Source organism: Pseudomonas sp. UMAB-08 (genome assembly GCF_900095225.1).
Classification (GTDB): Bacteria; Pseudomonadota; Gammaproteobacteria; order Pseudomonadales; family Pseudomonadaceae; genus Aquipseudomonas.
Genome location: NZ_LT607424.1, coordinates 31,597 through 55,739, shown reverse-complemented (window position 1 = coordinate 55,739; position 24,143 = coordinate 31,597). Strand labels below are relative to the sequence as shown.

Annotated in this window: 23 protein-coding genes; 12 read left to right on the top strand and 11 right to left on the bottom strand. The window is 59.0% G+C overall.

The window, feature by feature from the left end; translation table 11 throughout:
* Positions 1 to 27: 27 nt before the first annotated feature.
* Positions 28 to 927: a heme o synthase gene (cyoE, locus tag K0F75_RS17940; protein ID WP_219063303.1), complete on the top strand. Its 900-nt coding sequence runs from the start codon at positions 28 to 30 to the stop codon at positions 925 to 927.
* Entirely contained in the window at positions 924 to 1,556 is a 633-nt protein-coding gene (locus K0F75_RS17935) for an SCO family protein (RefSeq protein WP_219063302.1), read from the top strand. The genes cyoE and K0F75_RS17935 overlap by 4 nt, the downstream gene beginning before the upstream one ends.
* Positions 1,557 to 1,989: 433 nt before the next feature.
* On the opposite strand, the gene K0F75_RS17930 is transcribed toward K0F75_RS17935, so the two are convergent.
* The 4 genes from K0F75_RS17930 to K0F75_RS17915 all read right to left on the bottom strand — a co-directional run bounded on the left by K0F75_RS17930 (position 1,990) and on the right by K0F75_RS17915 (position 5,040).
* Entirely contained in the window at positions 1,990 to 2,415 is a 426-nt protein-coding gene (locus K0F75_RS17930; protein ID WP_219063301.1) for a VOC family protein, read from the bottom strand.
* A 68-nt stretch (positions 2,416 to 2,483) separates the two neighbouring features.
* A complete protein-coding gene (locus K0F75_RS17925; protein ID WP_219063300.1) occupies positions 2,484 to 3,260 on the bottom strand; it encodes a MetQ/NlpA family ABC transporter substrate-binding protein in 777 nt (258 codons plus the stop codon).
* 98 nt (positions 3,261 to 3,358) lie between these two features.
* Positions 3,359 to 4,033: a methionine ABC transporter permease gene (locus K0F75_RS17920; RefSeq protein ID WP_219063299.1), complete on the bottom strand. Its 675-nt coding sequence runs from the start codon at positions 4,031 to 4,033 to the stop codon at positions 3,359 to 3,361.
* The gene (locus K0F75_RS17915; RefSeq protein WP_219063298.1) at positions 4,033 to 5,040 is read right to left on the bottom strand and encodes a methionine ABC transporter ATP-binding protein; all 1,008 of its coding nucleotides are present in this window, start codon (positions 5,038 to 5,040) and stop codon (positions 4,033 to 4,035) included. Before K0F75_RS17915 ends, K0F75_RS17920 begins: the two co-directional genes overlap by 1 nt.
* Before the next feature lie 263 nt (positions 5,041 to 5,303).
* Between K0F75_RS17915 and katE the strand changes: the two genes are divergently transcribed.
* Positions 5,304 to 7,580 (top strand): catalase HPII, encoded by a 2,277-nt coding sequence (gene katE, locus K0F75_RS17910; protein ID WP_219063413.1) that lies wholly within the window; start codon positions 5,304 to 5,306, stop codon positions 7,578 to 7,580.
* A 102-nt stretch (positions 7,581 to 7,682) separates the two neighbouring features.
* On the opposite strand, the gene K0F75_RS17905 is transcribed toward katE, so the two are convergent.
* The 4 genes from K0F75_RS17905 to K0F75_RS17890 are packed head-to-tail and all read right to left on the bottom strand — an operon-like array spanning position 7,683 to position 10,497.
* Positions 7,683 to 8,399 (bottom strand): PA5502 family lipoprotein, encoded by a 717-nt coding sequence (locus tag K0F75_RS17905; protein ID WP_219063297.1) that lies wholly within the window; start codon positions 8,397 to 8,399, stop codon positions 7,683 to 7,685.
* 37 nt (positions 8,400 to 8,436) lie between these two features.
* Positions 8,437 to 9,225 (bottom strand): zinc ABC transporter permease subunit ZnuB, encoded by a 789-nt coding sequence (gene znuB, locus K0F75_RS17900; RefSeq protein WP_219063296.1) that lies wholly within the window; start codon positions 9,223 to 9,225, stop codon positions 8,437 to 8,439.
* Positions 9,218 to 10,015 (bottom strand): zinc ABC transporter ATP-binding protein ZnuC, encoded by a 798-nt coding sequence (gene znuC, locus K0F75_RS17895; RefSeq protein WP_219063295.1) that lies wholly within the window; start codon positions 10,013 to 10,015, stop codon positions 9,218 to 9,220. The genes znuB and znuC overlap by 8 nt, the downstream gene beginning before the upstream one ends.
* Entirely contained in the window at positions 10,015 to 10,497 is a 483-nt protein-coding gene (locus K0F75_RS17890; RefSeq protein WP_219063294.1) for a Fur family transcriptional regulator, read from the bottom strand. The genes znuC and K0F75_RS17890 overlap by 1 nt, the downstream gene beginning before the upstream one ends.
* 66 nt (positions 10,498 to 10,563) lie before the next feature.
* Between K0F75_RS17890 and K0F75_RS17885 the strand changes: the two genes are divergently transcribed.
* Complete coding sequence (locus tag K0F75_RS17885; protein ID WP_219063293.1) at positions 10,564 to 11,487, top strand: zinc ABC transporter substrate-binding protein; 924 nt, start codon at positions 10,564 to 10,566, stop codon at positions 11,485 to 11,487.
* Positions 11,488 to 11,575: 88 nt separating this feature from the next.
* On the opposite strand, the gene K0F75_RS17880 is transcribed toward K0F75_RS17885, so the two are convergent.
* Both K0F75_RS17880 and K0F75_RS17875 read right to left on the bottom strand, forming a co-directional pair.
* Positions 11,576 to 12,526: a homoserine kinase gene (locus K0F75_RS17880; RefSeq protein ID WP_219063292.1), complete on the bottom strand. Its 951-nt coding sequence runs from the start codon at positions 12,524 to 12,526 to the stop codon at positions 11,576 to 11,578.
* Between the two features lie 37 nt (positions 12,527 to 12,563).
* On the bottom strand, positions 12,564 to 12,854 hold the full coding sequence (locus K0F75_RS17875; RefSeq protein WP_219063291.1) for a DUF2782 domain-containing protein: 291 nt from the start codon (positions 12,852 to 12,854) through the stop codon (positions 12,564 to 12,566).
* Between the two features lie 74 nt (positions 12,855 to 12,928).
* On the opposite strand from K0F75_RS17875, the gene polA reads away from it, so the two are divergent.
* Positions 12,929 to 15,691 (top strand): DNA polymerase I, encoded by a 2,763-nt coding sequence (polA, locus tag K0F75_RS17870; protein WP_219063290.1) that lies wholly within the window; start codon positions 12,929 to 12,931, stop codon positions 15,689 to 15,691.
* A gap of 297 nt (positions 15,692 to 15,988) precedes the next feature.
* On the opposite strand, the gene yihA is transcribed toward polA, so the two are convergent.
* Positions 15,989 to 16,633, bottom strand: a complete 645-nt coding sequence (gene yihA / locus K0F75_RS17865) for a ribosome biogenesis GTP-binding protein YihA/YsxC (protein ID WP_219063289.1) — start codon at positions 16,631 to 16,633, stop codon at positions 15,989 to 15,991.
* 188 nt (positions 16,634 to 16,821) lie between these two features.
* Here yihA and K0F75_RS17860 point away from each other — a divergent pair, with 188 nt between their 5' ends.
* The 7 genes from K0F75_RS17860 to K0F75_RS17830 all read left to right on the top strand — a co-directional run.
* Positions 16,822 to 17,112 carry a cytochrome c5 family protein gene (locus tag K0F75_RS17860; RefSeq protein WP_219063288.1) on the top strand — a complete coding sequence of 97 codons (291 nt, stop codon included), beginning with the start codon at positions 16,822 to 16,824 and terminating at the stop codon, positions 17,110 to 17,112.
* Positions 17,113 to 17,158: 46 nt separating this feature from the next.
* Entirely contained in the window at positions 17,159 to 17,785 is a 627-nt protein-coding gene (locus K0F75_RS17855; RefSeq protein WP_219063287.1) for a cytochrome c, read from the top strand.
* Between the two features lie 197 nt (positions 17,786 to 17,982).
* Entirely contained in the window at positions 17,983 to 18,624 is a 642-nt protein-coding gene (locus tag K0F75_RS17850; RefSeq protein WP_219063286.1) for a thiol:disulfide interchange protein DsbA/DsbL, read from the top strand.
* A 12-nt stretch (positions 18,625 to 18,636) separates the two neighbouring features.
* Positions 18,637 to 19,515 (top strand): endonuclease/exonuclease/phosphatase family protein, encoded by an 879-nt coding sequence (locus K0F75_RS17845; protein ID WP_219063285.1) that lies wholly within the window; start codon positions 18,637 to 18,639, stop codon positions 19,513 to 19,515.
* On the top strand, positions 19,512 to 21,605 hold the full coding sequence (locus tag K0F75_RS17840) for a GGDEF domain-containing protein (protein ID WP_219063284.1): 2,094 nt from the start codon (positions 19,512 to 19,514) through the stop codon (positions 21,603 to 21,605). The genes K0F75_RS17845 and K0F75_RS17840 overlap by 4 nt, the downstream gene beginning before the upstream one ends.
* Before the next feature lie 112 nt (positions 21,606 to 21,717).
* Complete coding sequence (locus K0F75_RS17835; protein ID WP_219063283.1) at positions 21,718 to 22,497, top strand: N-acetylmuramoyl-L-alanine amidase; 780 nt, start codon at positions 21,718 to 21,720, stop codon at positions 22,495 to 22,497.
* An 81-nt stretch (positions 22,498 to 22,578) separates the two neighbouring features.
* On the top strand, positions 22,579 to 24,143 hold a 1,565-nt coding region (locus K0F75_RS17830), incomplete at its 3' end, for an EAL domain-containing protein (protein ID WP_219063412.1).

Genomic DNA, 24,143 nt, shown 5'->3' with positions numbered 1-24,143 from the left:
AGAATAATAACGAGAAGGAGAGACGCCATGGCTACTCTAATCAGCGAGCGACACAGCCAGGCTATTTGGCGTGACTACCTCGAACTGACCAAGCCCAAAGTGTTGGTGCTGATGCTGATCACCTCACTGGTCGGCATGTTCCTCGCCACACGCGCTGGAGTGCCTTGGACGGTACTGGTGTTTGGCAACATGGGGATCGCTTTTTGCGCGGGCGGCGCGGCGGTGGTCAATCACGTGGTGGATCGACGCATTGATGCCGTGATGGCCCGCACCCACAAGCGGCCAATCGCTGAAGGACGCGTGTCACCTGTGTCGGCCATGACCTTTGCGTTGCTGTTGGCGGTGGCCGGGCAAGCCTTGCTGTTGGCGTTCACCAACCCGCTCACGGCGTGGCTGACGCTGGCCTCGTTGCTCGGCTACGCGGTGATCTACACCGGCTTCTTGAAACGCGCCACACCGCAGAATATTGTGATCGGCGGCCTGGCCGGGGCCGCGCCGCCGTTGTTGGGTTGGGTCGCCATCACCGGGCATGTCAGCGCCGAACCGTTGCTGCTGGTGCTGATCATCTTCGCCTGGACCCCGCCGCACTTCTGGGCGCTGGCGATCCATCGCAAAGAGGAATACGCCAAGGCAGACATCCCGATGCTGCCCGTCACCCACGGCGAGCATTACACCAAGGTGCATATTCTGCTGTACACCTTCGTCCTGCTCGCGGTCAGCCTCATGCCCTACGTGATTCACATGAGCGGCATGCTGTACCTGCTGTGTGCCCTGGGGTTGGGCGCGCGCTTTCTGCAATGGGCCTGGGTGCTGTACCGTGGCACCAAGCCGCACGCGGCGATCAACACCTTCAAGTACTCTATTTACTACTTGTTCCTGCTGTTTATCGCGCTGCTTGTCGACCACTACTTATTGTTGAATCTATGACTCGAGTTCAGAAAACCGTTTTTATTCTGGTCGCCCTGGTGGCGTTGGTCCTGGGCCTTACCGTCAACAAGGTGCTGTCTGGCAGAGGACAGGGCGATCCGACGGCGCTGATTGATGCAGGCATCATCCTGCTGCCCACCAGCCGCAGCCTGCCTGACGTGAAGATGACCAATCAGGACGGCAAGCCGGTCGTCATGAATGAGTTGAAGGGTAAATGGACGATGCTGTTTTTCGGCTACACCTTTTGCCCGGACATCTGCCCAACCACCCTCGCCCAGCTGCGCCAGATCAAAAGCGAATTACCCAAGGACGTCGTGGGCAAGCTGCAAATCGTGCTGGTCAGTGTTGACCCCAATCGCGATACACCGCAGCAGCTCAAGCAATACCTGGGCTACTTCGACCCCGAGTTCCAGGGCGTGACCGCGCCCGTCGACGACATCCAGAAACTCGCCAACGCAGTGAGCATCCCATTCATTCCTGCCGACACCAGTAAGCCCAACTACACCGTCGACCACAGCGGCAACCTTGCCCTGCTTGGCCCGGACGGCACCCAGCGCGGGTTTATCCGGTCGCCGTTGAATAACCAGAAAATGATCGCGCAATTGCCGGGGTTGTTGATGCGGGAGTAACCGGACGCGGATGGCCGCTTCGCGAATGAATTCGCTCCTGCAGAGGTTTTGATCTGCCTTTGGGATTTGGAGTGAATTGATTACCAAATTACGGTGAGGCCCCTTTTCCAGAAGGCTGAGCGCAGGCGTTGCGCAGGGGGTAACGAGGCAGGACGCCGAGTTAGCCGCACGGGGCCAGGGACGGCCCCTTGCGGCGACCCCCGGAGCAACGCAGGAGCGAGGGAAATCCGAGCCTAAGCGAGGATCCGTATGGAGGGGCAAGCGTTTTGGGGTACCTTTTTGGCGTCTGAAAAAGGTTCCTCGCTGTAAGAGCGAAACCGTAATTCCAGCACACTCAAATGCCGGATATACACATCAAGACCAGCGCCAACACATTGTTTTTAAAGGGTTAAAAATCAGTTTGATAGAAGCCAATTCATTCGCGAAGGCGACATCACTTGGCAAACAACTGCCCGATGTCTTTGAAGGCTTTGAACTCCAGCGCATTGCCACACGGATCGAGTAGGAACATGGTCGTCTGCTCGCCCACCTGGCCCTTGAAGCGAATGTATGGCTCGATAACGAACGTGGTTTCCCGGGATTTGAGTCGATCGGCCAGCGCCTCCCATTGATCCCATTCCAGCACCACGCCGAAATGCGGCACGGGCACATCATGGCCGTCCACCGGATTGCTCAGGGCTTGCTCTTGTGATGTGCTTTTGGCTTGGTGGTGAATCACTAACTGGTGGCCGAAGAAATTGAAGTCGACCCAATGCTCGCTGCTGCGGCCTTCGCTGCAATCGAATACATCGCCGTAGAAATGCCGGGCAGCCGCCAGATCATAGACCGGTACCGCCAGGTGGAAGGGGGTCAGCGCCATGACAAACATCCTCGCTCAGGGAGTGAAAGTGTCCTGAGTCTAGGCCAATGGCGCGTGGTGGTGTTTGATCAGAATGCCGGAACGATAGCACCCTGGTATTTTTCCAGCATGAATTGCTTCAGTTCCGGGCTGTGCAAGGCGACGACCAGTTTTTGCATGGCAATCGAGTCTCTGTTTTCCGGACGCGCCACGAGGATATTCACGTAGGGCGAGTCGCTGCCTTCGATGAGCAACGCATCTTTGGTAGGGTCCAGTTTGACGCTCATCGCGTAGTTGGTGTTGAGCAACGTCAGGTCAACCTGAGTGACCACGCGCGGCAGTGTGGCCGCTTCCAGCTCGCGGAATTTCAGGTTTTTCGGGTTCTCGGCGATGTCTTGAGGCTTCGACAGGATGTTGCCCGGATCTTTAAGCGAGATCAGCCCGGCTTTTGTCAGCAACAGCAAGGCGCGTCCTTCGTTGGCGGGTTCGTTGGGCAGGGCGATGTTGGCGCCATCGGGCAGGTCGCCGATCTTTTTTAGCAGGCCGTTCGAGTAAGCGCCCATGGGCTCGACGTGAACCTTGGTCACGGCAATCAGATCGGTGCCGTTGCTTTTGTTGAACTCATTGAGGGCCGGCTGATGCTGGAAGAAGTTCGCGTCGAGGCTTTTATCCGCGAGCAGCGCATTGGGCTGGATGTAATCGCTGAACACCTTGATTTGCAGGTCGATCCCTTCCTTGGCCAACATCGGCTTGATGAACTCAAGGACCTCCGCGTGGGGCGTAGCCGAGGCGCCGACGGTCAAGGTTTCATCGGCGTGCGCGCCCAGAGCAACAACTGCAGCCAATGCGGCGAGTAGCTTTTTCATGCACCAACTCCGTTGAAACGGCCGCCTGCTGACGAGGCGGCTCTGGCCGGTCGGGCCTTGGCGGATCGGCGACCCGCCACTGTGTTTAGCGATTGCTGTTATCGGTGGGTGAAGTGCGCCACCAGCTTGTCGCCGATGGTTTGCAGGATCTGTACCAGCACCAATAACAATACGACAGTGACAAACATCACATCGTTCTGGAAGCGCTGATAACCATAGCGAATAGCCAGGTCGCCCAAGCCGCCGGCACCGACTGCACCTGCCATCGCGGTGAATGACACCAGGGCGATGGCCGTGACGGTTATGGCCGCCAGGATGCCGGGCCGCGCTTCGGGCAACAGTGCCTTGATAATGATCTGCCGGGTCGTTGCGCCCATGGCCTGGGTCGCTTCAATGATGCCGCGATCCACTTCCCGCAGTGCGGTCTCGACCAGACGGGCGAAGAACGGTGTTGCGCCCGCCACCAGCGGCGGCAAGGTGCCGAGGACCCCGAGCGATGTGCCGGTGATGATTTCGGTCAGTGGCATCATCACGATCAGCAAAATGATGAACGGCAACGCTCGCAGCAGGTTGACGATCAATGCCACGCCGGAATACAGACGATCATTTTCCAGCAACTGGCGCGGCGAGGTCAGGAACATCAACACGCCCAGCGGCAGCCCCAGGAGCACGGTAAAGGCCAGGGAAACGCCGAGCATCACCAGGGTGTCGCCCGTGGCGATCCAGATTTCGTACCAGTCGACGTTGGAAAACAGGTGGGTCAGGGCATCCATCAACGCAGCACCTCCATGTGAACATCCGCGGCGGTGAAGCGGGCGAAGGCTGCTTCCATGTCGCCACCGGTAATGGCCAGGGTCAGCTGCCCATAGGGGGTGTCTTTGATCCGGTCGATGCGCCCGGCGAGGATGCTGTAATCGACCCCGGTCTCCCGGGCGACAGTGCCCAGTAGCGGTGCGTAGGTGGCATCACCCTGGAACGTCAGGCGCACGATGCGGCCCTGCACATGGGCGAAATCATCGCGCAGTTCACCTTCGTCGATTTGCTCGTCTTCTTGGACGAAACGCTTGGTGGTCGGGTGCTTGGGATGCAGGAACACATCCGTCACGCTGCCCTGCTCGACGATCCTCCCGGCATCCATGACGGCAACGTGGTCGCAGACGCGGCGGATCACGTCCATCTCGTGGGTGATCAGGACAATGGTCAGATTAAGCTCGCGATTGATCTCGGCCAGCAATTGCAGGACCGATGCCGTGGTTTGCGGGTCAAGGGCGCTGGTGGCTTCGTCGCACAGCAGGATTTTCGGCTTGGTCGCCAGCGCACGGGCAATACCTACCCGCTGCTTTTGCCCGCCAGACAACTGGGTCGGGTATTTCTTTGCCTGATCGGACAGGCCCACGCGCTCAAGCAGTTCGGCCACGCGCTGATCGATCTGGCTGCGTGACATATCACCGGCCAGGGTCAACGGCATGGCAACGTTATCGGCGACGGTCTTGGAGGACAGCAGATTGAAGTGCTGGAAAATCATCCCGACCTGTTGGCGGAAGCCTCGCAGAGCGTTGGCATCGAACGCAGTGACATCTTCACCGTCGACGATGATCTGACCGCCACTCGGGGTTTCCAGCCGATTGATCAGGCGCAGCAACGTGCTTTTTCCCGCGCCGGAATGACCAATCAGGCCGAAGACCTGGCCGTCTTCGACACGCAGGCTGGTGGGGTGCAGGGCGGGAATTTCCCGATCTGCGACCCGATAGGTTTTATGGACGTTATGAAACTCGATCACGTAGCGAACCTTGTGGGGGCGCGGTAAGAAAGGGTGGTGGAAGTGGCCGGATGCTCAGGCGTTCTTACTACCAGCGGACACCGGCTGGATAAGCCGGGCGCGCATTTTAGCCTGTCCAGCTGGAGGTTCTTAGCATTTATTTGATGGCAAACCTGCGAAACGGCAATAACGGGGTCGGTGGCGGCGGATTGCAGTGGTTTGCCTGTTGGTTAGACCAAAGGTCATGAAAAACACGGAACGGCTGTTTTAAGCCTCAGTCAGTAATTAAGCGTCTCGATTTTCCTGAGTACCGTACCAGGAGAGGTTTTGCCGATCAGGCCCCGCGATTCAACCCGCGTCAGGGCCACCCGCAACCGAGGAGTTTTAGTCTGATGGCTACCAAGAAGACCACACCCACTGCCACGACCCGCGCCAGTTCCAATGTCAGCCACAGCCAACTGGCAGGCACTGACACCCTGGACCGTGGCAATACCAACGCCAAGCTGGACAGTCTGGAGCCGTTCCGTTCCGATGCCACCGAGCAGGCGCTACGCACCAATCAGGGCGTAAAAATTTCCAATAACCAGAACACGCTCAAGGTCGGTGATCGCGGTCCGTCCTTGCTTGAAGATTTCATCATGCGTGAAAAAATCACCCACTTTGACCATGAACGCATTCCCGAGCGCATCGTTCATGCGCGGGGCACGGCGGCGCACGGTTACTTTCAGACCTATGAAAACCATGCAGCCCTGACCAAGGCCGGTTTCCTCCAGGACCCGGGGAAAAAGACCCCGGTGTTCGCGCGCTTTTCCACCGTCCAGGGGCCGCGTGGCTCGGGCGATACCGTGCGTGACGTACGCGGCTTTGCGGTGAAGTTTTACACCGACGAAGGCAACTTTGATCTGGTCGGCAACAACATGCCGGTGTTCTTCATTCAGGACGCGATCAAGTTCCCGGACTTCGTTCACGCAGTAAAGCCCGAACCGCATAACGAAATGCCCACGGGCGGCTCCGCTCACGATACGTTCTGGGATTTCGTTTCGCTGGTGCCGGAATCGGCGCATATGGTGCTGTGGACGATGTCCGACCGGGCCATCCCGAAAAGCCTGCGGACCATGCAGGGGTTTGGCATCCACACCTTTCGCCTGATCAACGCGGACGGTAAGTCGAGCTTCGTCAAATTTCACTGGAAGCCCAAATTTGGCGTGTGCTCGCTGCTCTGGGACGAGGCGCAGAAACTCGCAGGCAAGGACACCGACTTTCATCGTCGCGATTTGTGGGAGTCGATTGAAACCGGCGATTACCCCGAGTGGGAATTCGGTGTGCAGATTGTCGCGGAGGAGGATGAGCATACATTCGATTTCGACCTGCTCGACCCGACCAAGCTCATCCCCGAGGAGTTGGTGCCAGTGACGCCGTTGGGCAAAATGGTGCTTAACCGCAACCCGGATAACTTCTTCGCCGAGACCGAGCAGGTTGCGTTCTGCCCTGGGCATATCGTGCCGGGCATCGACTTCTCCAATGATCCGCTGCTGCAAGGTCGACTGTTTTCCTACACCGACACGCAGATCAGCCGTCTGGGGGGACCGAACTTCCACGAGATTCCGATCAACCGTCCTGTCGCACCCAACCACAACGGGCAACGTGACGCGCAACATCGCACCACCCTCGACAAGGGGCGCGCGTCTTACGAGCCTAACTCCATTGATGGTGGCTGGCCGAAAGAGACGCCGCCAGGTGCTCAGGATGGCGGTTTCGAGACCTATCCAGAGCGCCTCGAGGCGCACAAGGTTCGTCGTCGTAGTGAATCGTTCGCCGACCATTTTTCACAAGCGACCCTGTTCTTCCAAAGCATGAGCGACCATGAGAAAGAACACATCATCGCGGCCTACAGCTTTGAGTTGGGCAAGGTGGAGCGCACCTGGATTCGTGAGCGTCAGGTGAATGAGATTCTGGCCAATATCGACCTGAAGCTGGCCGCGCGCGTGGCACAAAACCTCGGTTTGCCTGCGCCGACTGCCGGTACCGTGCCCGGAAAGGCGGCGGTGACTCAATCCCCTGCGCTGAGCCAGGTCAACTTGCTGTCTGGCACCATTGTTTCGCGCAAAGTGGCCATCCTTGCAGCCAACGGCGTCGATGGTGCTGCCATCGCTGCGCTGAAGAAGGCCCTTGAAGTCGAAGGTGCGCACGCCAGGCTGCTAGGGCCTACCTCGGCGCCAGTCACCACGGCGGATGGCAAGCACCTCGCGGTGGATGCCTCCATGGAGGGCATGCCGTCGATCGCTTTCGACGCGGTGTTTGTGGCGGGCGGGGACGAGTCGGTGAAAGCACTGAGCGCCAATGGCGTGGCATTGCACTTCGTGCTCGAGGCCTACAAGCACCTCAAGGCTATTGCGTTGAATGGGGAAGCCAAACAATTGCTGGACGTGCTGCATCTGTCGGCTGATGAAGGCTTGCTGGTCGGCGGCAATGACAGCAAGGCGTTCAAGGCGTTTTTCGCGGCGATGGCCCAGCATCGGGTGTGGGCGCGTGAGCCTAAAGCCAAGGCTGTTCCGGCGTGATGACACACGGTCAACTGTAACTCCAGGAGCGCGCTTGCAAAATCGCGTAACCCGTCAGCGTTTTTGGGACCGCTTCGCGGTCCATCGCGGGCTAGCGCGCTCCTACAGTTTTGCGGGTTTGAGAACGATATGCGCAGGTTGGCTGCGATCGATCTGCCGCTCCAGCTGTAATTCAAAATCAGGATTGATTTTGATGACCCGTTTGGTCAGCAAGGTTGCCAGCCATGGGTAATCATCTGTGCGTGGCACTTGCAGGATCACTTGGCAATTGAAAGCTGCCACGTCTGCGGCAATCGCGTCAAACTGGCGACGTAGTTGCGCCATATCGCCGATTTTAAGGGCGATGGTGGTGCTTTCTGCAGTGGGGTCGATTACCTTCGCGATACGCTTGGCTTCAGCGGCGTTCAGCTCGGCCTCGGCTTTGTCCAGTTCGGCTTTACGTGCCTGGGCAATCGCGCCATTCACGCCGCTGGTCAGCGCCGGGGCCTTGGGCATGAGCGCCCGAGCGCGGCTCAATGCGGTGGCCGCAGCGTTCACATCGCCCTTTTGCAGGACGATTTGACTGCGCTTCAAGTACGCCTCCGCCAACTGGCGTTGGTACTGCTCGATGCGCGGGTCGTCTGGCGTCTGCGTTTGCAGGGCCAGCAACTGGTCTTCAGCGGTGGCCAGTTCGCTGCTGGCGATACTTTGCTCAAGCAGCTCAAAACCCGTGGGCTCGGCGGCAGGCGCGGGTGTTTCGACTGTCGGCGCACTTTGGCAGGCGCCCAACAGGATGGAAAATGCGGCAAGGAGCAGATAACGGGAGGCGAACAGCTTCATTCCTGCGATTCTCTAATTGCGCAAAAAACGAGCAAGTCTACACCGCTCGCCGAGGGAGGACAAAACTCAACAAGAACAACGCGGCGGCGCATACCACTATAGACGGTCCAGCCGGTGTGTCTTTGAACCACGATAAGGCCAGCCCGCCACAGACTGCAACCACGCCAAGCACGCTGGCGCCCAACGCCATTTGCTCGGGGGAGCGAGAGTGGCGTTGCGCGGCGGCGGCAGGAATGATCAGCAGTGAGGTGATCAGCAGGACGCCGACGATTTTCATGGCCACCGCAATCACAATCGCGATCAGCAGCATCAATGTCATGCGCAAGGCCGCGACGGGCAAGCCTTCGACAGTCGCCAGTTCCTCATGCACCGTAATGGCCAGCAGTGGCCGCCACAGGGCGACGATCAACGCCAGTACCGCCGCACTGCCGCCGAGGATCCAGGCCAGATCGGTGGGGCTGATCGCCAGCAGGTCACCGAACAGATAACCCATCAGGTCAATACGAACGTTGTGCATGAAGCTGAGGACTACCAGCCCCAGTGACAGCGTACTGGGCGCGAGAATCCCCAGCAGCGTGTCCGATGCCAGCGCCTGGCGCTGTTGCAGCGTCACCAGGAGGATCGCCAGCAGCAGGCAACCGACGGTAACCGCCAGCGCCGGACTGATATCCAGCACAAAGCCCAACGCCACGCCGAGCAAGGCCGCATGGGACAGGGTGTCGCCGAAATAAGCCATGCGCCGCCAGACCACGAACGAACCCAAAGGGCCTGCGACTATTGCCAGCGCCAGACCCGCGAGCAAGGCATAGAGTAAAAAGTCAGCCATGCTTGCAGTTGTCTCCGTGGACATGAGTAGGGTGTGTGCCGGGCGCTGATGCAGCCTCTTCGACCACTGCGCCGTGTAAGTCATGGGCGTGATCGTGGTGGTGGTGATAGATCGCCAGGCTTTGCGCGTTTTTGCCGAACAGCTCGACAAACGCCGGATCGTTGCTGACTTGCTCCGGGTGGCCCGAGCAGCACACATGCCGGTTCAGGCAAACCACCTGGTCGGTGGTGCTCATGACCAGATGCAGGTCATGGGACACCATCAGCACGCCGCAGCCGTGGCGGTCGCGCAGGCGGGTGATCAAACTGTACAGCTCAGCCTGGCCAGCCACGTCGACGCCTTGCACGGGCTCATCAAGGACCAGTAGCTCGGGTTCACGCAATAAAGCCCGGGCCAGCAGCACGCGCTGCATCTCGCCGCCGGATATCCCTTGCAGCGGGCTGTCGATGACTTTCTCGGCGCCTACTTCGATCAACGCCGCCAGCGCTCGTGGCCGGTCAACGCCGGGGACCAGGCGCAGAAAACGCAGGACCGACAGGGGTAATGTGGGGTCTACATACAGCTTTTGTGGCATGTAGCCGACACGCAACTTCGGCTTGCGCCAGACGCTGCCCGAGTTCGGCTTGAGCAGGCCCAGAACGGCTCGTACCAGCGTGGTCTTGCCTGCGCCGTTAGGGCCGATCAGGGTCACGATTTCGCCCGGCTTGACGCTGAGCTGAATGTTTTCCAGCACGTTTTGCCCGGCGAACGTGACGGTGACCTGATCGAGACGGATCAATGCAGTGCTCATCAGGCCGCCTTGCAGCCCGAACACAGGCCAACAATTTCGACCGTTTGCCCTTCTACGGTGAAACCTACCTCGGCCGCGGCGTCGATGATCGCCTGGCTGATGGCCGGGTGTTGCAGCTCGATAGCGGCACGGCACTCCCGGCAGATCAGGAACTGGCCCTGGTGCGCGTGCGTCGGGTGGTTGCAGCCGGTAAAGGCGTTGAGCGAGGCGATGCGGTGGACGAGGCCGTTTTCCAGGAGGAAATCCAGCGCGCGGTACACAGTTGGCGGCGCGGCGCGGCGGCCGTCTTCTTCACTGAGAACCGCGAGGATGTCGTAGGCGCCCAACGGTTTATGACTCTGCCAGACCAGTTCCAGCACGCGGCGACGCAAAGCGGTCAGGCGCAGACCTTGGCTCGCGCACAGCGCATCAGCCTCGGAGAGCGCGGTGCGCACGCAATGTGAGTGATCATGGGGGCGACTGGCCAGCGGTGTTATGGGCATGGGCGGCGACGACTTTTGTGAGAGACGTTATTATGTTACCTGTTCCTGCCTCCTTGAGTGGTCATCGTGTCCCGTCTTTTTGCCATTTTTATTGCTTTAAGTGCCAGTTTGCTGGTGATCAGCCCCGCTCATGCCGAGGTTCGCGTGCTGACCAGCATTAAGCCGCTGCAGCTGATTGCCGCTGCGGTGCAGGACGGAGTGGGCACGCCAGAGGTGCTCTTGCCGCCCGGTGCGTCGCCGCATAACTACGCCTTGCGCCCGTCCGACGTACGGCGCGTGCGTGAAGTCGATTTGTTTTATTGGATCGGTCCGGACCTGGAAAGCTTCCTGCCGCGTGTGTTGCAAGGCCGAACGTTGCCGGTGGTGACGGTGCAATCGTTGCCGGAGTTGCGCCTGCGTCACTTCGCGGCGGACAGCCAGTCCCATGAGGCTGCCGATCCCGCCGAGCATGACCATGACCATAGCCCCGGCAGTCTGGATGCTCACCTATGGCTGTCATCGGTCAATGCGCGGGTGATTGCGGCGCGTATGGCCACTGATTTGAGCGCGGCCGACCCCACCAACGCGGCGCGCTATAAAAGCAATGTGAAGGTGTTCGATGAGCGCCTCGACGCCATGGATGCGCGGGTAAAGGCTCGGGTTGCGGGTGTCGCAGGCAAACCGTTCTTCGTGTTCCATGAAGCATTCGATTACTTCGAGGATGCCTACGGCCTTAAGCATACGGGCGTGTTCAGCGTCGCTGCTGAAGTGCAGCCCGGCGCGCAGCACGTTGCCGCCATGCGCACGCGGTTGAGCGAAGTGGGCAAGACCTGCGTGTTCAGCGAGCCGCCGCTGCGCCCGCGTCTGGCCGAAACCCTGACTGCGGGCCTGCCGGTCAAACTGGCGGAGCTCGATGGATTGGGTGGCTACACCGCTGCCACCGCTCAGGGTTATGAGCAGATGATGGAAAAGCTGGGTAATGATTTGGCAGGGTGTCTGGAGTCGCTTTGATGGCGGTGTCTGGGCCATTGCTTTTCAAGCGAGTGAGTTCGCTCCCACAGAGGGAGAGCGAACTCATTCGTGAAGCGTCCGCCGCTGATTACAGGGCGAACGGCAGCGGCGTATGCACGTGCTGGCGCTGGGCCAAACGTTGCTGAAACTCCATCGGGTCATGGATCAGTACGTCCTGCCCGGCAAAGGATTCCGCCGCGATCAGGCGTGACAGCCAGAAACGCACGCAGGCTACGCGCAGCATGGTCGGCCACAGTTCGGCTTCGCTGGCGGTGAACGGACGCAAACCGGCGTAGGCACCGAGCAAGGCGCGAGCGCGGGCGCCGTCGATCTGACCGTCTTCTTCGGAGCACCAGTCATTGAGGGCAATGGCCAGGTCGTAAAGCATCGGCCCGGAGCAGGCGTTGTAGAAGTCGATCAGCCCGGTCAGGTGCGTGCCTTCGAACAAGGCGTTGTCGCGAAACAGGTCGGCGTGCAGGTTGGCGCGTGGCAAGGCCATGATTCTCGGCGTGAGCCGCTCAAACTCTTCAAGTGCCGCCTGCAGCAGTGCGCTTTGCGTCGTGTCCAGGTGCGGCATCAACGTCGCGCCTTCGGCCTGCATCCAGTCCAGCCCCCGATCAGTCTTGCGTTCCAGCACATGCTCATGCGTGGCCAGGTGCAAATGCCCCAGCAATTCGCCGATCTGCACGCAATGCTGGGTATTCGGTTCGCTCACGTGTTTGCCCGGGAGCCTTGGCTGCAGCAGTGCCGGCTTGCCCGCCAGCTCGCGTAATGCGTGGCCGTCGGTGGTGCGTAGCGCGTAAGGCACCGGCAGATTGGCGTCGTGCAGCACGTCGAGCAGCTCGATGAAAAACGGCAAATCCTTGACCGGTCCGCGTTCGACCAGGGTCAGGACAAACTCGCCCTGCTCCAGGCTGACGAAGAAATTGCTGTTCTCGCTGCCGGCAGCAATGCCCTGAAAATCATGTAGACGGCCGAGCCCATAAGGGGCGAGAAACGTTTCCAGCTCAGGTCGAGCCAGTGGGGTAAACACGGACATGGTCAAAACTGCCAGTAAATAAGGTGAATGTTAGGCACTACCACTCGAAGATTTTCCATTCTGGAATCAGCATGTCCGGTTGGTCCGAACGAATGAAGTTGGCCTGTGTGCCATCGGCGCGCACCAGGAAGTACGGTTTGCCAATTTTTGGCGTGATCTTGATTGCATAAAGAAATCCGTTTTGGCGGTATTCCTGAATGGTTTTGTCGCCTTCGGTGCGGATGGTAACGTCTGGATCCGCCGAAGGAGCACCCGTATCAGCAGCAACTGCAACCAGCGGGCATAGTGCCAACAGGCTGGCCAGCAACAGGCGATTTGTTGTGCGCATGATAACCTTGTCCTTTTGTCGTCATTGGTCCTCGCATTCTAGCGCCGACCCCGCTGAAAAGGTTGATCTTGCTCATGAACCAAGCACCCCTCGTCCTGGTGGACGGTTCTTCCTATCTTTACCGTGCCTTTCACGCGCTACCGCCGCTCGCTACGTCCAGGGGATTGCCTACGGGTGCGGTCAAGGGCGTGCTGAACATGCTCAAAAGCCTGCGTCGGCAGTACCCTGAAAGCCCGTTTGCCGTGGTTTTCGACGCCAAAGGCGGCACGTTCCGCGATGAGTTGTTCGCCGAATACAAGGCCAATCGCCCAAGCATGCCCGAGGATCTACGGGTGCAGGTCGACTTGCTTCACGCCTGCGTCAAAGGTTTGGGCTATCCGCTGCTCTGCGTCGAAGGCGTCGAGGCCGATGACGTGATCGGTACGCTGGCTCGCAGCAGCGCTGCCGCCAACCGCCCGGTGGTTATCTCCACCGGTGACAAGGACATGGCGCAACTGGTCGATGGGCACATTACCTTGGTCAATACGATGACCGGTAGCGTGCTGGATGTGGCTGGCGTGAAAGAGAAGTTTGGCGTCGGTCCTGAACACATCATCGATTACCTGGCGCTGATGGGCGACAAAGTTGACAACATTCCGGGCGTTCCGGGTGTCGGTGAAAAAACCGCGGTCGGCCTGCTGGTCGGTATCGGCGGTGGTCTTGTCGAGCTGTACGCAAACCTGGACAAGGTTGCCGTGCTGCCGATTCGCGGGGCGAAAACCCTGTCGGCCAAGCTTGAAGAACACAAGGACATGGCGTTCCTGTCCTACGAGCTGGCGACGATCAAGATCGACGTGCCATTGGACGTTGAACTGGACGCCCTGCACTGTGGCGAACCGGATCGCGAGAAGCTGGTCGAGCTGTACACCGAGCTGGAGTTTAAAAGCTGGATCGACGAATTGCAGCGCGAAGCCAAGCGCGCCGGTGAGGAAATCGTCGTTGCACCGGAGCCAGTGGTCACCGAGGCGCGCTACGAAACCATTCTTGAACAGGATCAGTTCGAGGCCTGGCTGAAGAAGTTGAGCGACGCCAAGCTGTTTGCCTTCGTCACCAAAAGCAATGGCCCAGACGCACAAAAGGCGCAGTTGGTCGGCATGTCGTTTGCGGTCAAGACCAACGAAGCGGCTTATATCCCGCTGACGCACTCGTACATGGGCGTGCCGCAGCAACTGGACCGAGACACCGTGCTCAAGGCGCTTCAGCCGCTGCTTGAGGACTCCGGTAAGGTCAAGGTCGGTCAGCACGCCAAGTTTGATATCAATATCCTCGCCAACTGCGCCATTGGCGGTGATCAGCGCCAAGGCATCACCGTGCGGGGCCTGGCGTTCGACACCATGCTCGAATCCTATGTGCTCGACTCCACCGCGACCCGGCACGACATGGACAGCCTGGCCCTCAAATACCTGGGCCATACGACCACAAGCCTGCAGGACATTGCCGGCAAGGGCGTGAAACAACTGACCTTCGATCAGATCGCGCTGGAGCAAGCCGCGCACTTTGCCGCCGAAGACGCGGATGTAACCCTGCGGTTGCATGAAGCCTTGATGGAAAAACTTGGCCTGACACCGAGCCTGGTGCCGGTACTCACCGACATCGAAATGCCGTTGGTGCCAGTGTTGGCACGAATAGAGCGTCAGGGTGCGTTGGTCGATGCCAAGCTGCTGGGCATTCAGAGCGTCGAGCTGGGCGAGAAGATGATCGCTCTGGAGCGAGAGGCGTTTGCTATCGCCGGCGAGGAGTTCAATCTCGGCTCACCCAAGCAGCTCGGGGTCATTTTGTACGAAAAGCTCGGTCTGCCGGTCCTCAGCAAGACAGCCAAAGGCCAGGCGTCTACCGCAGAAGCGGTGTTGGCCGAGTTGGCGGAGCTGGATTACCCGCTGCCTAAAGTGCTGATGCAGTACCGCTCCATGAGCAAACTGAAGAGCACCTACACCGACCGTTTGCCGGAGCAGATCAACCCACGCACCGGGCGCGTTCATACGTCCTACCATCAAGCGGTTGCGGCGACCGGGCGCTTGTCGTCCAGTGATCCCAACCTGCAGAACATCCCGATCCGCTCGGCCGAAGGGCGCCGGATTCGTCAGGCTTTCGTCGCACCCAAGGGCTACAAGCTGCTGGCTGCGGACTATTCGCAGATCGAGCTGCGAATCATGGCGCACCTGGCCAAGGACGAAGGGTTGCTGCATGCCTTCCGCAACAACCTGGATGTGCACCGTGCGACGGCGGCTGAAGTGTTTGGCGTCGAGCTGGAGGACGTCACCACCGACATGCGCCGCAAGGCCAAGGCGATCAACTTCGGTTTGATCTACGGCATGAGTGCGTTTGGTCTGGCGAAACAGATCGGTGTCGACCGCAAACAGTCGCAGGCGTATATCGACCGCTATTTTGCGCGCTATCCCGGTGTGCTGGATTACATGGAGCGCACGCGCGCGCAGGCGGCCGAGCAAGGCTTTGTAGAAACCCTTTTCGGGCGTCGGCTCTATCTGCCGGACATCAATGCCAAGAACCAGGCCCTGCGCAAAGGCGCGGAGCGTACTGCGATCAACGCGCCCATGCAGGGCACCGCAGCCGACATCATCAAGAAAGCCATGATTGCGGTCGATGGATGGCTGACTGACTCCGGTCTGGATGCCAGGGTCATTCTTCAGGTTCACGATGAATTGGTGCTGGAAGTGCGCGAAGACCTCGTCGAGCAGGTGCGTGAGGAGATTCGGCACTACATGAGCGGGGCAGCGACACTCGATGTGCCGCTACTCGTCGAAGTCGGTGTTGGCAACAACTGGGACGAAGCTCACTGATGTGCTGAATAAACCCGCCCGGACTGCGACTTAACGTCGCAGTCCGGCAGGTGTTTTAACCCCGGTTATTCAGCTTATTCCTGAAATGAAGCATCGCTATAGCGAACCGCATCTAGATACTCAGGAACTAAATCGGTGAACTCCCGGTCAGAGATTGGGAATGGCTGGTGAAGCCCTTCAATGCTCTAGTTGTGTTAAGTGTTGGCAGATATCTGGACCACGCCCTAATGGTCTAGACCTTGAACCCCGAACTTCCCCCTCCCCATAAGAAGTCCGGGGTTTTTTTTGCCTGCGATTCTACGTCGCGGAGGGCTCTGCACCCTTGTCTGCCAGCTCCATCCACCCCGCCAATACAGTGTAGGCGTCTTCCAGACCCATGCGCTTGGGGGCTGAAAATAACTGGATGCTCACCGCATTGCCCCAGCCTTTATGAATCTCGGCCTGCACTTTGAGCAGGGCATTTTTCGCTGCGCCGTACGTCAGTTTGTCGGCTTTGGTCAGCAAAATATGCATAGGCATATGGCTGGCGACGGACCAATCGAGCATCAGCAGGTCGAAATCGGTCATTGGATGACGGATATCCATCATCAGAATCAAACCTTTAAGGCTTTCGCGGCTGCCCAAATAGGCTTCCAGGTGACGCTGCCAGTGCAATTTAAGCGGGATTGGTACCTTGGCATAGCCGTAACCGGGCAAGTCCACCAGGCGACGTTGATCATCGAGACTAAAGAAGTTCAGCAGCTGTGTACGCCCTGGAGTCTTCGATGTACGCGCCAGACTGGCGTGAGTCAGGGTGTTCAGTGCGCTCGACTTACCGGCGTTGGAACGCCCTGCGAAGGCCACTTCAAAGCCTTCGTCGTCGGGACATTGATCGACTTTGGCCGCGCTGAGCATGAAAGTTGCCTGTTGGCACAGGCCGAGGATGGGGTTCTTGAGTTGCATGGGATTTCCGATGAGGGCGGTGCCGGCAAGAGCGCGGCAAGCAGTGTCGTTTCCGTTTCAGTAGCGCCAGTATATAATGCCGCAGATTTTGTGTGCGCTTTGTCCCACCGTAGGATGAAGTTCACGGGAACGAGTGGTTTGAATTGCGCATTAGAACGCAGCACGTTCCCAACCCTGAAAGGTCGTTTTTGAAGAAATGGCTGCTAGCTGCCGGTGTCTTGATGCCGTTTTTCAGCGCTCAGGCTACACAGGATCCGGAAGCTATGTACAACCGTGCTTGCGTGGCTTGTCATGCCGGTCAATTGCCAATGGCGCCGAAACCTGGCGACCGGGCAGTTTGGGCGCCTAGACTGTCGCAAGGTATGGATACGCTGGTGCAACACGTTACCCAGGGTTTCAAGGCAATGCCGCCGCGTGGATTGTGCATGGACTGCAGTAGCGAGGATTACCGTGCAATCATCCAGTGGATGAGCGAGTAACCCCGATACATAACTCTTTCACCCTTAGCCGTAGTTGGATTAGCTGATGAACAAATTAATCGTGAGTCTGCTGTTGACCTTGGGCATCTCTGGTATGGCCCAGGCCGCCGGTGCTGTTACCGGTGTTGTTGGCGACGCTGCTGCCGGTCAGGCAAAAGCGGCTGTGTGTGGCGCTTGTCATGGCCCGGACGGCAATAGTATGGCGCCTAACTTTCCGAAACTGGCAGGTCAGGGGCAACGCTATCTGCTCAAGCAAATGCATGACATCAAGGATGGTAAGCGCACGGTCCTGGAAATGACCGGTCTGCTGACCAACCTGCAAGACCAGGACCTGGCTGATATTTCAGCTTACTTCTCCAGCCAGAAAGGCAGCGTAGGTGCTGCTGATCCGAAGTTGGTTGCGGCAGGCGAAGCGTTGTTCCGTGGCGGTAAACTGGATCAGGGCATGCCTTCCTGCCTCGGTTGCCATTCACCTAATGGCGCAGGTAACGCGGCTGCCGGCTTCCCGCACCTGGGTGGTCAGCACGCTACTTACGTGGCAAAACAGCTGACCTCGTTCCGTGAAGGTGATCGCACCAACGACGGCGATACCATGGTCATGCGTACCATTGCTTCGAAGCTGAGCAACAAGGACATCGCGGCACTGTCGGCCTACATTCAAGGTCTGCATTGATCGCTGCCTGATCAGTCTGCGAACGGCTTACACCTTTCGCAATGATTTCAGGCTCTCCTGCATGGATGCAGGGTCAAAAAGGGTGGCTAAGGCTGCCCTTTTTCGTGGCTGCCAGCGTTACACTAGCGAACTCAAGCCCGCCCGCCCGGTCCAACACTGGTCGCGCCAAGGCGACTTTATTTGCCCAGGAGTAAAGCATGCGTAATCTGATTCTCAGCGCCGCTCTCGTTACCGCCAGCCTGTTCGGGATGACCGCTCAGGCTGCCGAGCCTATCGAAGCCGGTAAACAGTATGTCGAGCTGAGCAGCGCCGTCCCTGTTTCCGAGCCTGGCAAGATCGAAGTAGTTGAAATGTTCTGGTACGGCTGCCCCCACTGCTATGCCTTTGAGCCGACCATCAACCCATGGGCAGAAAAACTGCCTGCCGATGTGCACTTCGTGCGTATCCCCGCCATGTTCGGCGGCCCGTGGGACGCTCACGGCCAACTGTTTTTGACCCTGCAATCCATGGGTGTTGAAAACAAGGTTCACTCTGCCGTGTTCAATGCGATCCAGAAAGAACACAAAAAGCTGACCACTCCAGACGAAATGGCTGAATTCGTCGCGACTCAAGGCGTTGATAAGGACAAGTTCCTGGCGACATTCAACTCCTTCGCGATCAAGGGCCAAATCGTTGCAGCCAAAGAACTGGCCAAGAAGTACGGGATTACTGGCGTTCCGACCTTGATCGTCAACGGCAAATACCGCTTTGACCTGGGTTCTGCTGGCGGTCCTGAGCAAACATTGCAAGTCGCCGACCAGTTGATCGCCAAAGAGCGCGCTGCTGTTGCTGGCAAATAAGAGGCGCTAGCCATGCGACGCTGGGGAACGGAACGCGTTGTTGGCAGGCACGACGCGCATGTCAACGAAGACCACCTGCAAACAAGCGGCTTGCCGGCCGATGGTCGGTTGCGCTTGCTCAGCTTCAACATTCAGGTCGGTATCAGCACTGAGCGGTACCGGCACTACCTGACGCGCGGGTGGCAGCATCTGCTGCCGCATACCGGGCGAGCAGGCAACCTGCAAAAGATCGGTGATCTGCTCGGTGACTTCGATCTGGTCGCCCTGCAGGAGGCCGATGGTGGCAGCCTGCGATCAGGTTATATCAATCAAGTCGAGCACCTTGCCCAGCTCGGGGCCTTCCCGTACTGGTATCAGCAACTCAATCGTAACCTCGGGCGTTTTGGCCAGCACAGCAACGGTGTGCTCAGCCGTTTGCGGCCGTGGGCGATAGAAGATCACCCATTGCCCGGTCCTGCCGGGCGCGGGGCCATCCTGGTTCGGTTTGGCGAAGGGCCGGAAGCGCTGGTCGTGGTGATGATGCATCTGGCACTGGGGGCGCGTACTCGCACCCGGCAACTGGCTTACATTCGCGAGTTGATTGGTGATTATCGCCACCAGGTGTTGATGGGCGACATGAATACTCATGCCACCGACTTGCTGGAAAACTCTCCGCTCCGGGATTTGGGCCTGTTGGCGCCGCAGATCGAAGCGACCTTTCCCAGTTGGCGCCCTCAGCGCTGTCTTGATCATATTTTGCTCAGCCCCACCCTGACGCTGGAGCGAGTGCAGGTCCTGGCTCAGCCCATCTCCGACCATTTGCCCGTTGCCGTGGAGATTCGCCTGCCTGCCTCGTTAGCGGGTGATTCGCTGCCTGTGCCCAGCACGCCTCTTCGTGGAACCCTTGCATGAGCGAAGAAGCAGAACGCTGGAAAGAAAAGTACCTGAAAAGTCTCGAACAACAGGAAAAGCTTGAAAATCGCTGGAATGCGCGACTCGACCTGCTGCGGCGTGGCTTGGTGCGCAGCAGTCTGGCCGCTGAAGGCACTGATCGCGCCGTCGATCAGTGCATGAAAGAAATGCGAGAGGTCGTTCGCAAGGATGACATGGATGCGGCCCTCGCAGCGCTTCTCCCCCGGCTGGAAAAAGCTGTGCTCGATTCGGAGCAACGCCGCGAAACCCGAGTCGGGCAGATGGGCACGGCTTTGAACGCATTGGTTGCTCAGTTGCAGAGCCTGCCCTTGCCTCGAGAGGTGAGTCGACCGCTCAAGCGTTTTGCCAAGCAGTTGGATGAGCGCGTTTCTCAGGCGCGTGAGCTGCCGCTGTTGCTCGCCGAGTTGAGCGGGTTACAGGGCAAAGCGTTGACCCAGCTGGAAAACGCTGATGAGACAAGCTCACGGCCGGGGCTCTTGCAGCGGTTGTTTGGTGGTCGCGAGGCTGCCAATACCGGCACGGAGCCGATGCCCGAGGCTGCGATAGGCTCGGTATTGGCGCCGGTGATGCAGCCTGTCGAAACGCACATTGAAAGCACAAAAGCCCCTGAGCACGTTCAAGTGGTGCAGGTCGCCTCACCCGTGCCGGCTGCTGCCCCTGCAACCGCTCAACGTATTGATGACCCGGTAGAAGACACGCCTGAGCCTGCCGCCATAGCTGTGCCAGTGCCAGTGGCTGTCAGCCCGACTCTGACGGTCGTGGCGCCTGCAGCCCCTGATGCCCGGGCGCCAACCGAGGCGCCAGTTGCCGCAGAGGTTGAGGTTGCGTCCGTTGTCGAAGAGTTGCTTGTTGCACCGGAGCTGATTGAGCAACGTCCAGTAGCGTCGTCTGAACACCCGTCAGAGGCGGCCATCGATACAGGCGCGCTGGCCGTTGAGTCGGCGGCTGAGAGCGTGCCACAGCTCGATCAAGAGAACGTCGAGCAAGATGTCACCTACGACCTGCCCGCCACTCCTGAGCCAACCTACAGCTCTGTAGCGGCACATATTGAAGAAACACTGCTGGGCCTGCTTGACGACCTGACCTTGCCGGAGCGTCACCAGCCTCAAGCACAGTCGATGCGCGAGCGCTTGGCCAAGGGCCTGAACTGGTACGAGTTGTTGCCGCTTCTGGATGACCTGGTCGTGCTGATGCTGGCGATCACTGACAGCGGACAGCATGAGTTCGAGGTGTACCTCAAGCAACTCAACGAACGGCTTGAGTCATTTCAGAGCAGCTTGCAGGCGGCCAGTGAAGGCCAGGCCGATAGCTGCTCTGTTGCCCGCGACATGCAAAACGAGCTGCGTGAACAGGTCGATGGCCTGCAAAGCAGCGTGCAGGACGCAGCCGACCTGGATAGCCTCAAGCACGTCCTGGAGAATCGTCTGGAGGGCCTGCTGGGCACGATGGATCAGCATCAGCAGCAGCGTGACGAGCGTGAGCAGGAAGTCGCGGCACGGCTGCAAGGCCTGGCGAACCGGGTCGCGACCATGGAGCAAGAGGCTCAGGGCTTTCGCGTGCACCTTGAGGAGCAACGGCAGAAGGCCCTGGTCGATCCACTGACGGGCCTGCCCAATCGTGCAGCCTGGAGTGAGCGGCTGGAGCAGGAGGTCGGTCTTCGGCAAAAGAATGGCAATGAACTGCTGCTGGGGATGCTTGATCTCGATTACTTCAAAAGGATCAATGACAACTACGGCCACCTGGCGGGCGACAAGGTACTGAAGATCATCGCCACGGAACTGCGCAAGCGTCTGCGGCCCGGCGATTTTATCGCCCGTTTTGGCGGTGAAGAGTTTGTTCTACTGATCCCGCACACCTCCATGCCTGACGGTATGGCGTTGATGAACAAGTTGCGCAGGGCCATCGAGGCCTGCCCGTTTCACTTCAAGGGCGAGCCGGTGACAGTCACCATTTCCGTGGGGATCACTGCTTTTGGGGTGGGTGAGCGCAGCGAGTGGGTGTTGAAGAGAGCGGACGAGGCGTTATACCGCGCCAAGGATGAAGGCAGAAACCGCATCGAGCGCGGCTGACAGCCCTGGGCCGATTAATGACTAAATATTGCGTAACCCGGCTTTACTAAAGCGCTTCGCCGGCATTACGTTATGCTATTGCATTACTTGCCTATGCGTATTCTGACCTTCCATGAAATTGCTCACCGCTTTGGTATTGCTCATCCTCCTGACCGCGTGCACCAGCAGCGGTCCGAAGCTCGACACCAGTCACCCCTCCGTCAACCATGACAGCCGGATTCAGTTCGTTGTCTTGCATTACACCTCTACGACGCTGGAGCACTCCCTGGCCTTGTTGACCCATGGTGAGGTCAGCAGCCATTACCTGATCGGCGCCGAGCCGCCGACGATCTACAAGCTGGTCGATGAAAACCTTCGCGCCTGGCATGCCGGCGAAAGCGAGTGGCAAGGCCGTACCTGGCTCAACTCCAGCTCCATCGGGATTGAGATCGTTAACCCCGGCTATCGTGACACGCCCACCGGCAAGCTTTGGTATCCCTACACCGAGGGCCAGGTTCAGGCGTTGATTGTGTTGCTGAAGGACATCGTCAAACGCAACAACATCGACCCCCGGGACATCGTGGGCCATAGCGACATCGCGCCATTACGCAAAGTCGATCCGGGGCCGCTCTTCCCCTGGAAGCGTCTGGCAGATGAAGGGTTGGGTATCTGGCCTGATGCCAATGCGGTGGCTCAGCGACAGGCGTCGATGATGGACAACCTGCCGAGCGTCACATGGTTCCAGCAGCAGTTGGCGCAGCTGGGTTACGGGACACCCCAAACGGGCGAGCTCGATGTCGCCACGCGTCACGTGTTAGCGGCGTTCCAGATGCACTATCGCCCGGAGCGATTCGATGGTCAGCCGGATGTGCAGAGTGCAGCTATCCTGCAAGTGCTCAATCACCAACGCTAAAAACCGCCGGCCCGTCTGATAGGGCAGGTTATTTTCTGAGTTGTTGCTATACCTCAGTGATATTCATTTGGATAGACATTGATGTCGATGGCTGCTGCACGCACTCTGATCTTTCGTCCCTGGCTGCTGGCGTTACTGGCGGCATTGCTCAGTGCTGTCTTGTTGTTGGTCGGCAGCTTTGGCTTGGTGATGCATCAAGCCAGGCAGAATGAAAGAGAACAGATGAATGCTCAGGGCGAGCGTTTTCTGGTGCGACTGGAGCAAATGTTCGGCCAATTGCGCGAAGGTCTCGATCAGCTGGAGGCCCAGCCTTTGCGCAGCTGTAGCCCGAAAATGCTGGAACTGCTGCGTCAGGTCAGCGTCAGCTATCGGTTCGTGTATGAAGCGTCGTTTGTCGGCGGGTCGCAGCCGTGTTCGAGTCGGGTGCGGCAAAATCTGGTCGATTCCCCGCGTGCTCCGGACATTCGCGGGCCTACCTATGACTATTGGCTCAATACGTCTGCCCAGCTTGATGACAACCTGGCTGCGCTGATGCTGGGGCGGGGCGATTTCCGGGTGTCGACCTCTCGGGGACACCTCACCGATGTGGTTGATCTGCCCGCCGATGGCAGTCTCCTTGTGGTGCTGGATAAAGGTGCCAGGGCCATACCGGTCTTGGGCCCAGCGCAGGCATGGCCACCGACACCGGACTGGTCGTCCGACACCGTGCAAACCCTGGTCACCACCCCCACCCAACTTATTTACCGGATGCCCACGCAGAGCCCGGAATACCAGCTTGTACTCATCACCTCGCGCACAGGTCTGCAGCCGCAAACGAGTGGTGCCTGGTGGTTGCTGATCCCGGCCAGTCTCCTGATTGCGCTTTGCATCGGTGGGTTGGTGTTGCAGTTGGTGCGTCAGCGCCAGTCATTGGGCGGTGAGCTTCATGGCGCGTTGCGTCGGGGCGAACTGCAGGTGCTCTATCAGCCAATATTCGACCTCAACAGCCGCCGCTGTGTCGGTGCCGAGGCCTTGGTGCGCTGGCGTCGGCCGGATGGCAGTCTGACCAGCCCGGATCTGTTCATTCCGCTGGCGGAGAACACCGGACAGATTCGACAAATCACCGACTTCGTCCTTCAGCAATTACTGGAACAGTTAGGTCAGTTATTGCGCGCGAATCCGCATTTGTACATCTCGGTGAACCTGGCCGCATGTGATGTCATGGCACCACGCATCGGTCGGGTAGCGGCCAGATTGCTGACGCTGCATCGGGTGGCCGCGTGTCAGATTGCGTTCGAGGTGACCGAGCGTGGATTGATCGATGTCGTGGTCGCACGCGATCACCTGCAAGCACTGCGCGACGTCGGCCATCAGGTATTGATCGACGATTTTGGCACCGGTTATTGCAGCCTTGCGTACCTGCAAACCCTGCCTGTGGATTGCCTGAAAATCGACAAGGCGTTCATCGACGCACTGGGGCACGATGCGGCGAGCAGCGGCGTGGCGCCGCACATCATCCGCATGGCTCACGCCCTGCAGTTGCGCGTGATCGCCGAGGGCATCGAGTCCGAGGCGCAGGCAGTGCTGCTCAGCAGTGAGGGTGTCAGCTATGGCCAGGGCTGGCTGTTTGCGCGGCCATTGAGTGCGGCCAAATTCACCGAACTGGT

Bases quoted from the DNA above. Each gene is read 5' to 3' on its own strand.
- znuB (WP_219063296.1), bottom strand. From the start codon at position 9,225: ATGGCTGACTTTTTACTCTATGCCTTGCTCGCGGGTCTGGCGCTGGCA.
- K0F75_RS17935 (WP_219063302.1), top strand. From the start codon at position 924: ATGACTCGAGTTCAGAAAACCGTTTTTATTCTGGTCGCCCTGGTGGCG.
- K0F75_RS17930 (WP_219063301.1), bottom strand. From the start codon at position 2,415: ATGGCGCTGACCCCCTTCCACCTGGCGGTACCGGTCTATGATCTGGCG.
- K0F75_RS17905 (WP_219063297.1), bottom strand. From the start codon at position 8,399: ATGAAGCTGTTCGCCTCCCGTTATCTGCTCCTTGCCGCATTTTCCATC.
- K0F75_RS17845 (WP_219063285.1), top strand. From the start codon at position 18,637: ATGCGACGCTGGGGAACGGAACGCGTTGTTGGCAGGCACGACGCGCAT.
- polA (WP_219063290.1), top strand. From the start codon at position 12,929: ATGAACCAAGCACCCCTCGTCCTGGTGGACGGTTCTTCCTATCTTTAC.
- K0F75_RS17855 (WP_219063287.1), top strand. From the start codon at position 17,159: ATGAACAAATTAATCGTGAGTCTGCTGTTGACCTTGGGCATCTCTGGT.
- K0F75_RS17840 (WP_219063284.1), top strand. From the start codon at position 19,512: ATGAGCGAAGAAGCAGAACGCTGGAAAGAAAAGTACCTGAAAAGTCTC.
- K0F75_RS17890 (WP_219063294.1), bottom strand. From the start codon at position 10,497: ATGCCCATAACACCGCTGGCCAGTCGCCCCCATGATCACTCACATTGC.
- K0F75_RS17880 (WP_219063292.1), bottom strand. From the start codon at position 12,526: ATGTCCGTGTTTACCCCACTGGCTCGACCTGAGCTGGAAACGTTTCTC.
- yihA (WP_219063289.1), bottom strand. From the start codon at position 16,633: ATGCAACTCAAGAACCCCATCCTCGGCCTGTGCCAACAGGCAACTTTC.
- K0F75_RS17850 (WP_219063286.1), top strand. From the start codon at position 17,983: ATGCGTAATCTGATTCTCAGCGCCGCTCTCGTTACCGCCAGCCTGTTC.
- K0F75_RS17925 (WP_219063300.1), bottom strand. From the start codon at position 3,260: ATGAAAAAGCTACTCGCCGCATTGGCTGCAGTTGTTGCTCTGGGCGCG.
- K0F75_RS17920 (WP_219063299.1), bottom strand. From the start codon at position 4,033: ATGGATGCCCTGACCCACCTGTTTTCCAACGTCGACTGGTACGAAATC.
- cyoE (WP_219063303.1), top strand. From the start codon at position 28: ATGGCTACTCTAATCAGCGAGCGACACAGCCAGGCTATTTGGCGTGAC.
- K0F75_RS17835 (WP_219063283.1), top strand. From the start codon at position 21,718: ATGAAATTGCTCACCGCTTTGGTATTGCTCATCCTCCTGACCGCGTGC.
- znuC (WP_219063295.1), bottom strand. From the start codon at position 10,015: ATGAGCACTGCATTGATCCGTCTCGATCAGGTCACCGTCACGTTCGCC.
- K0F75_RS17875 (WP_219063291.1), bottom strand. From the start codon at position 12,854: ATGCGCACAACAAATCGCCTGTTGCTGGCCAGCCTGTTGGCACTATGC.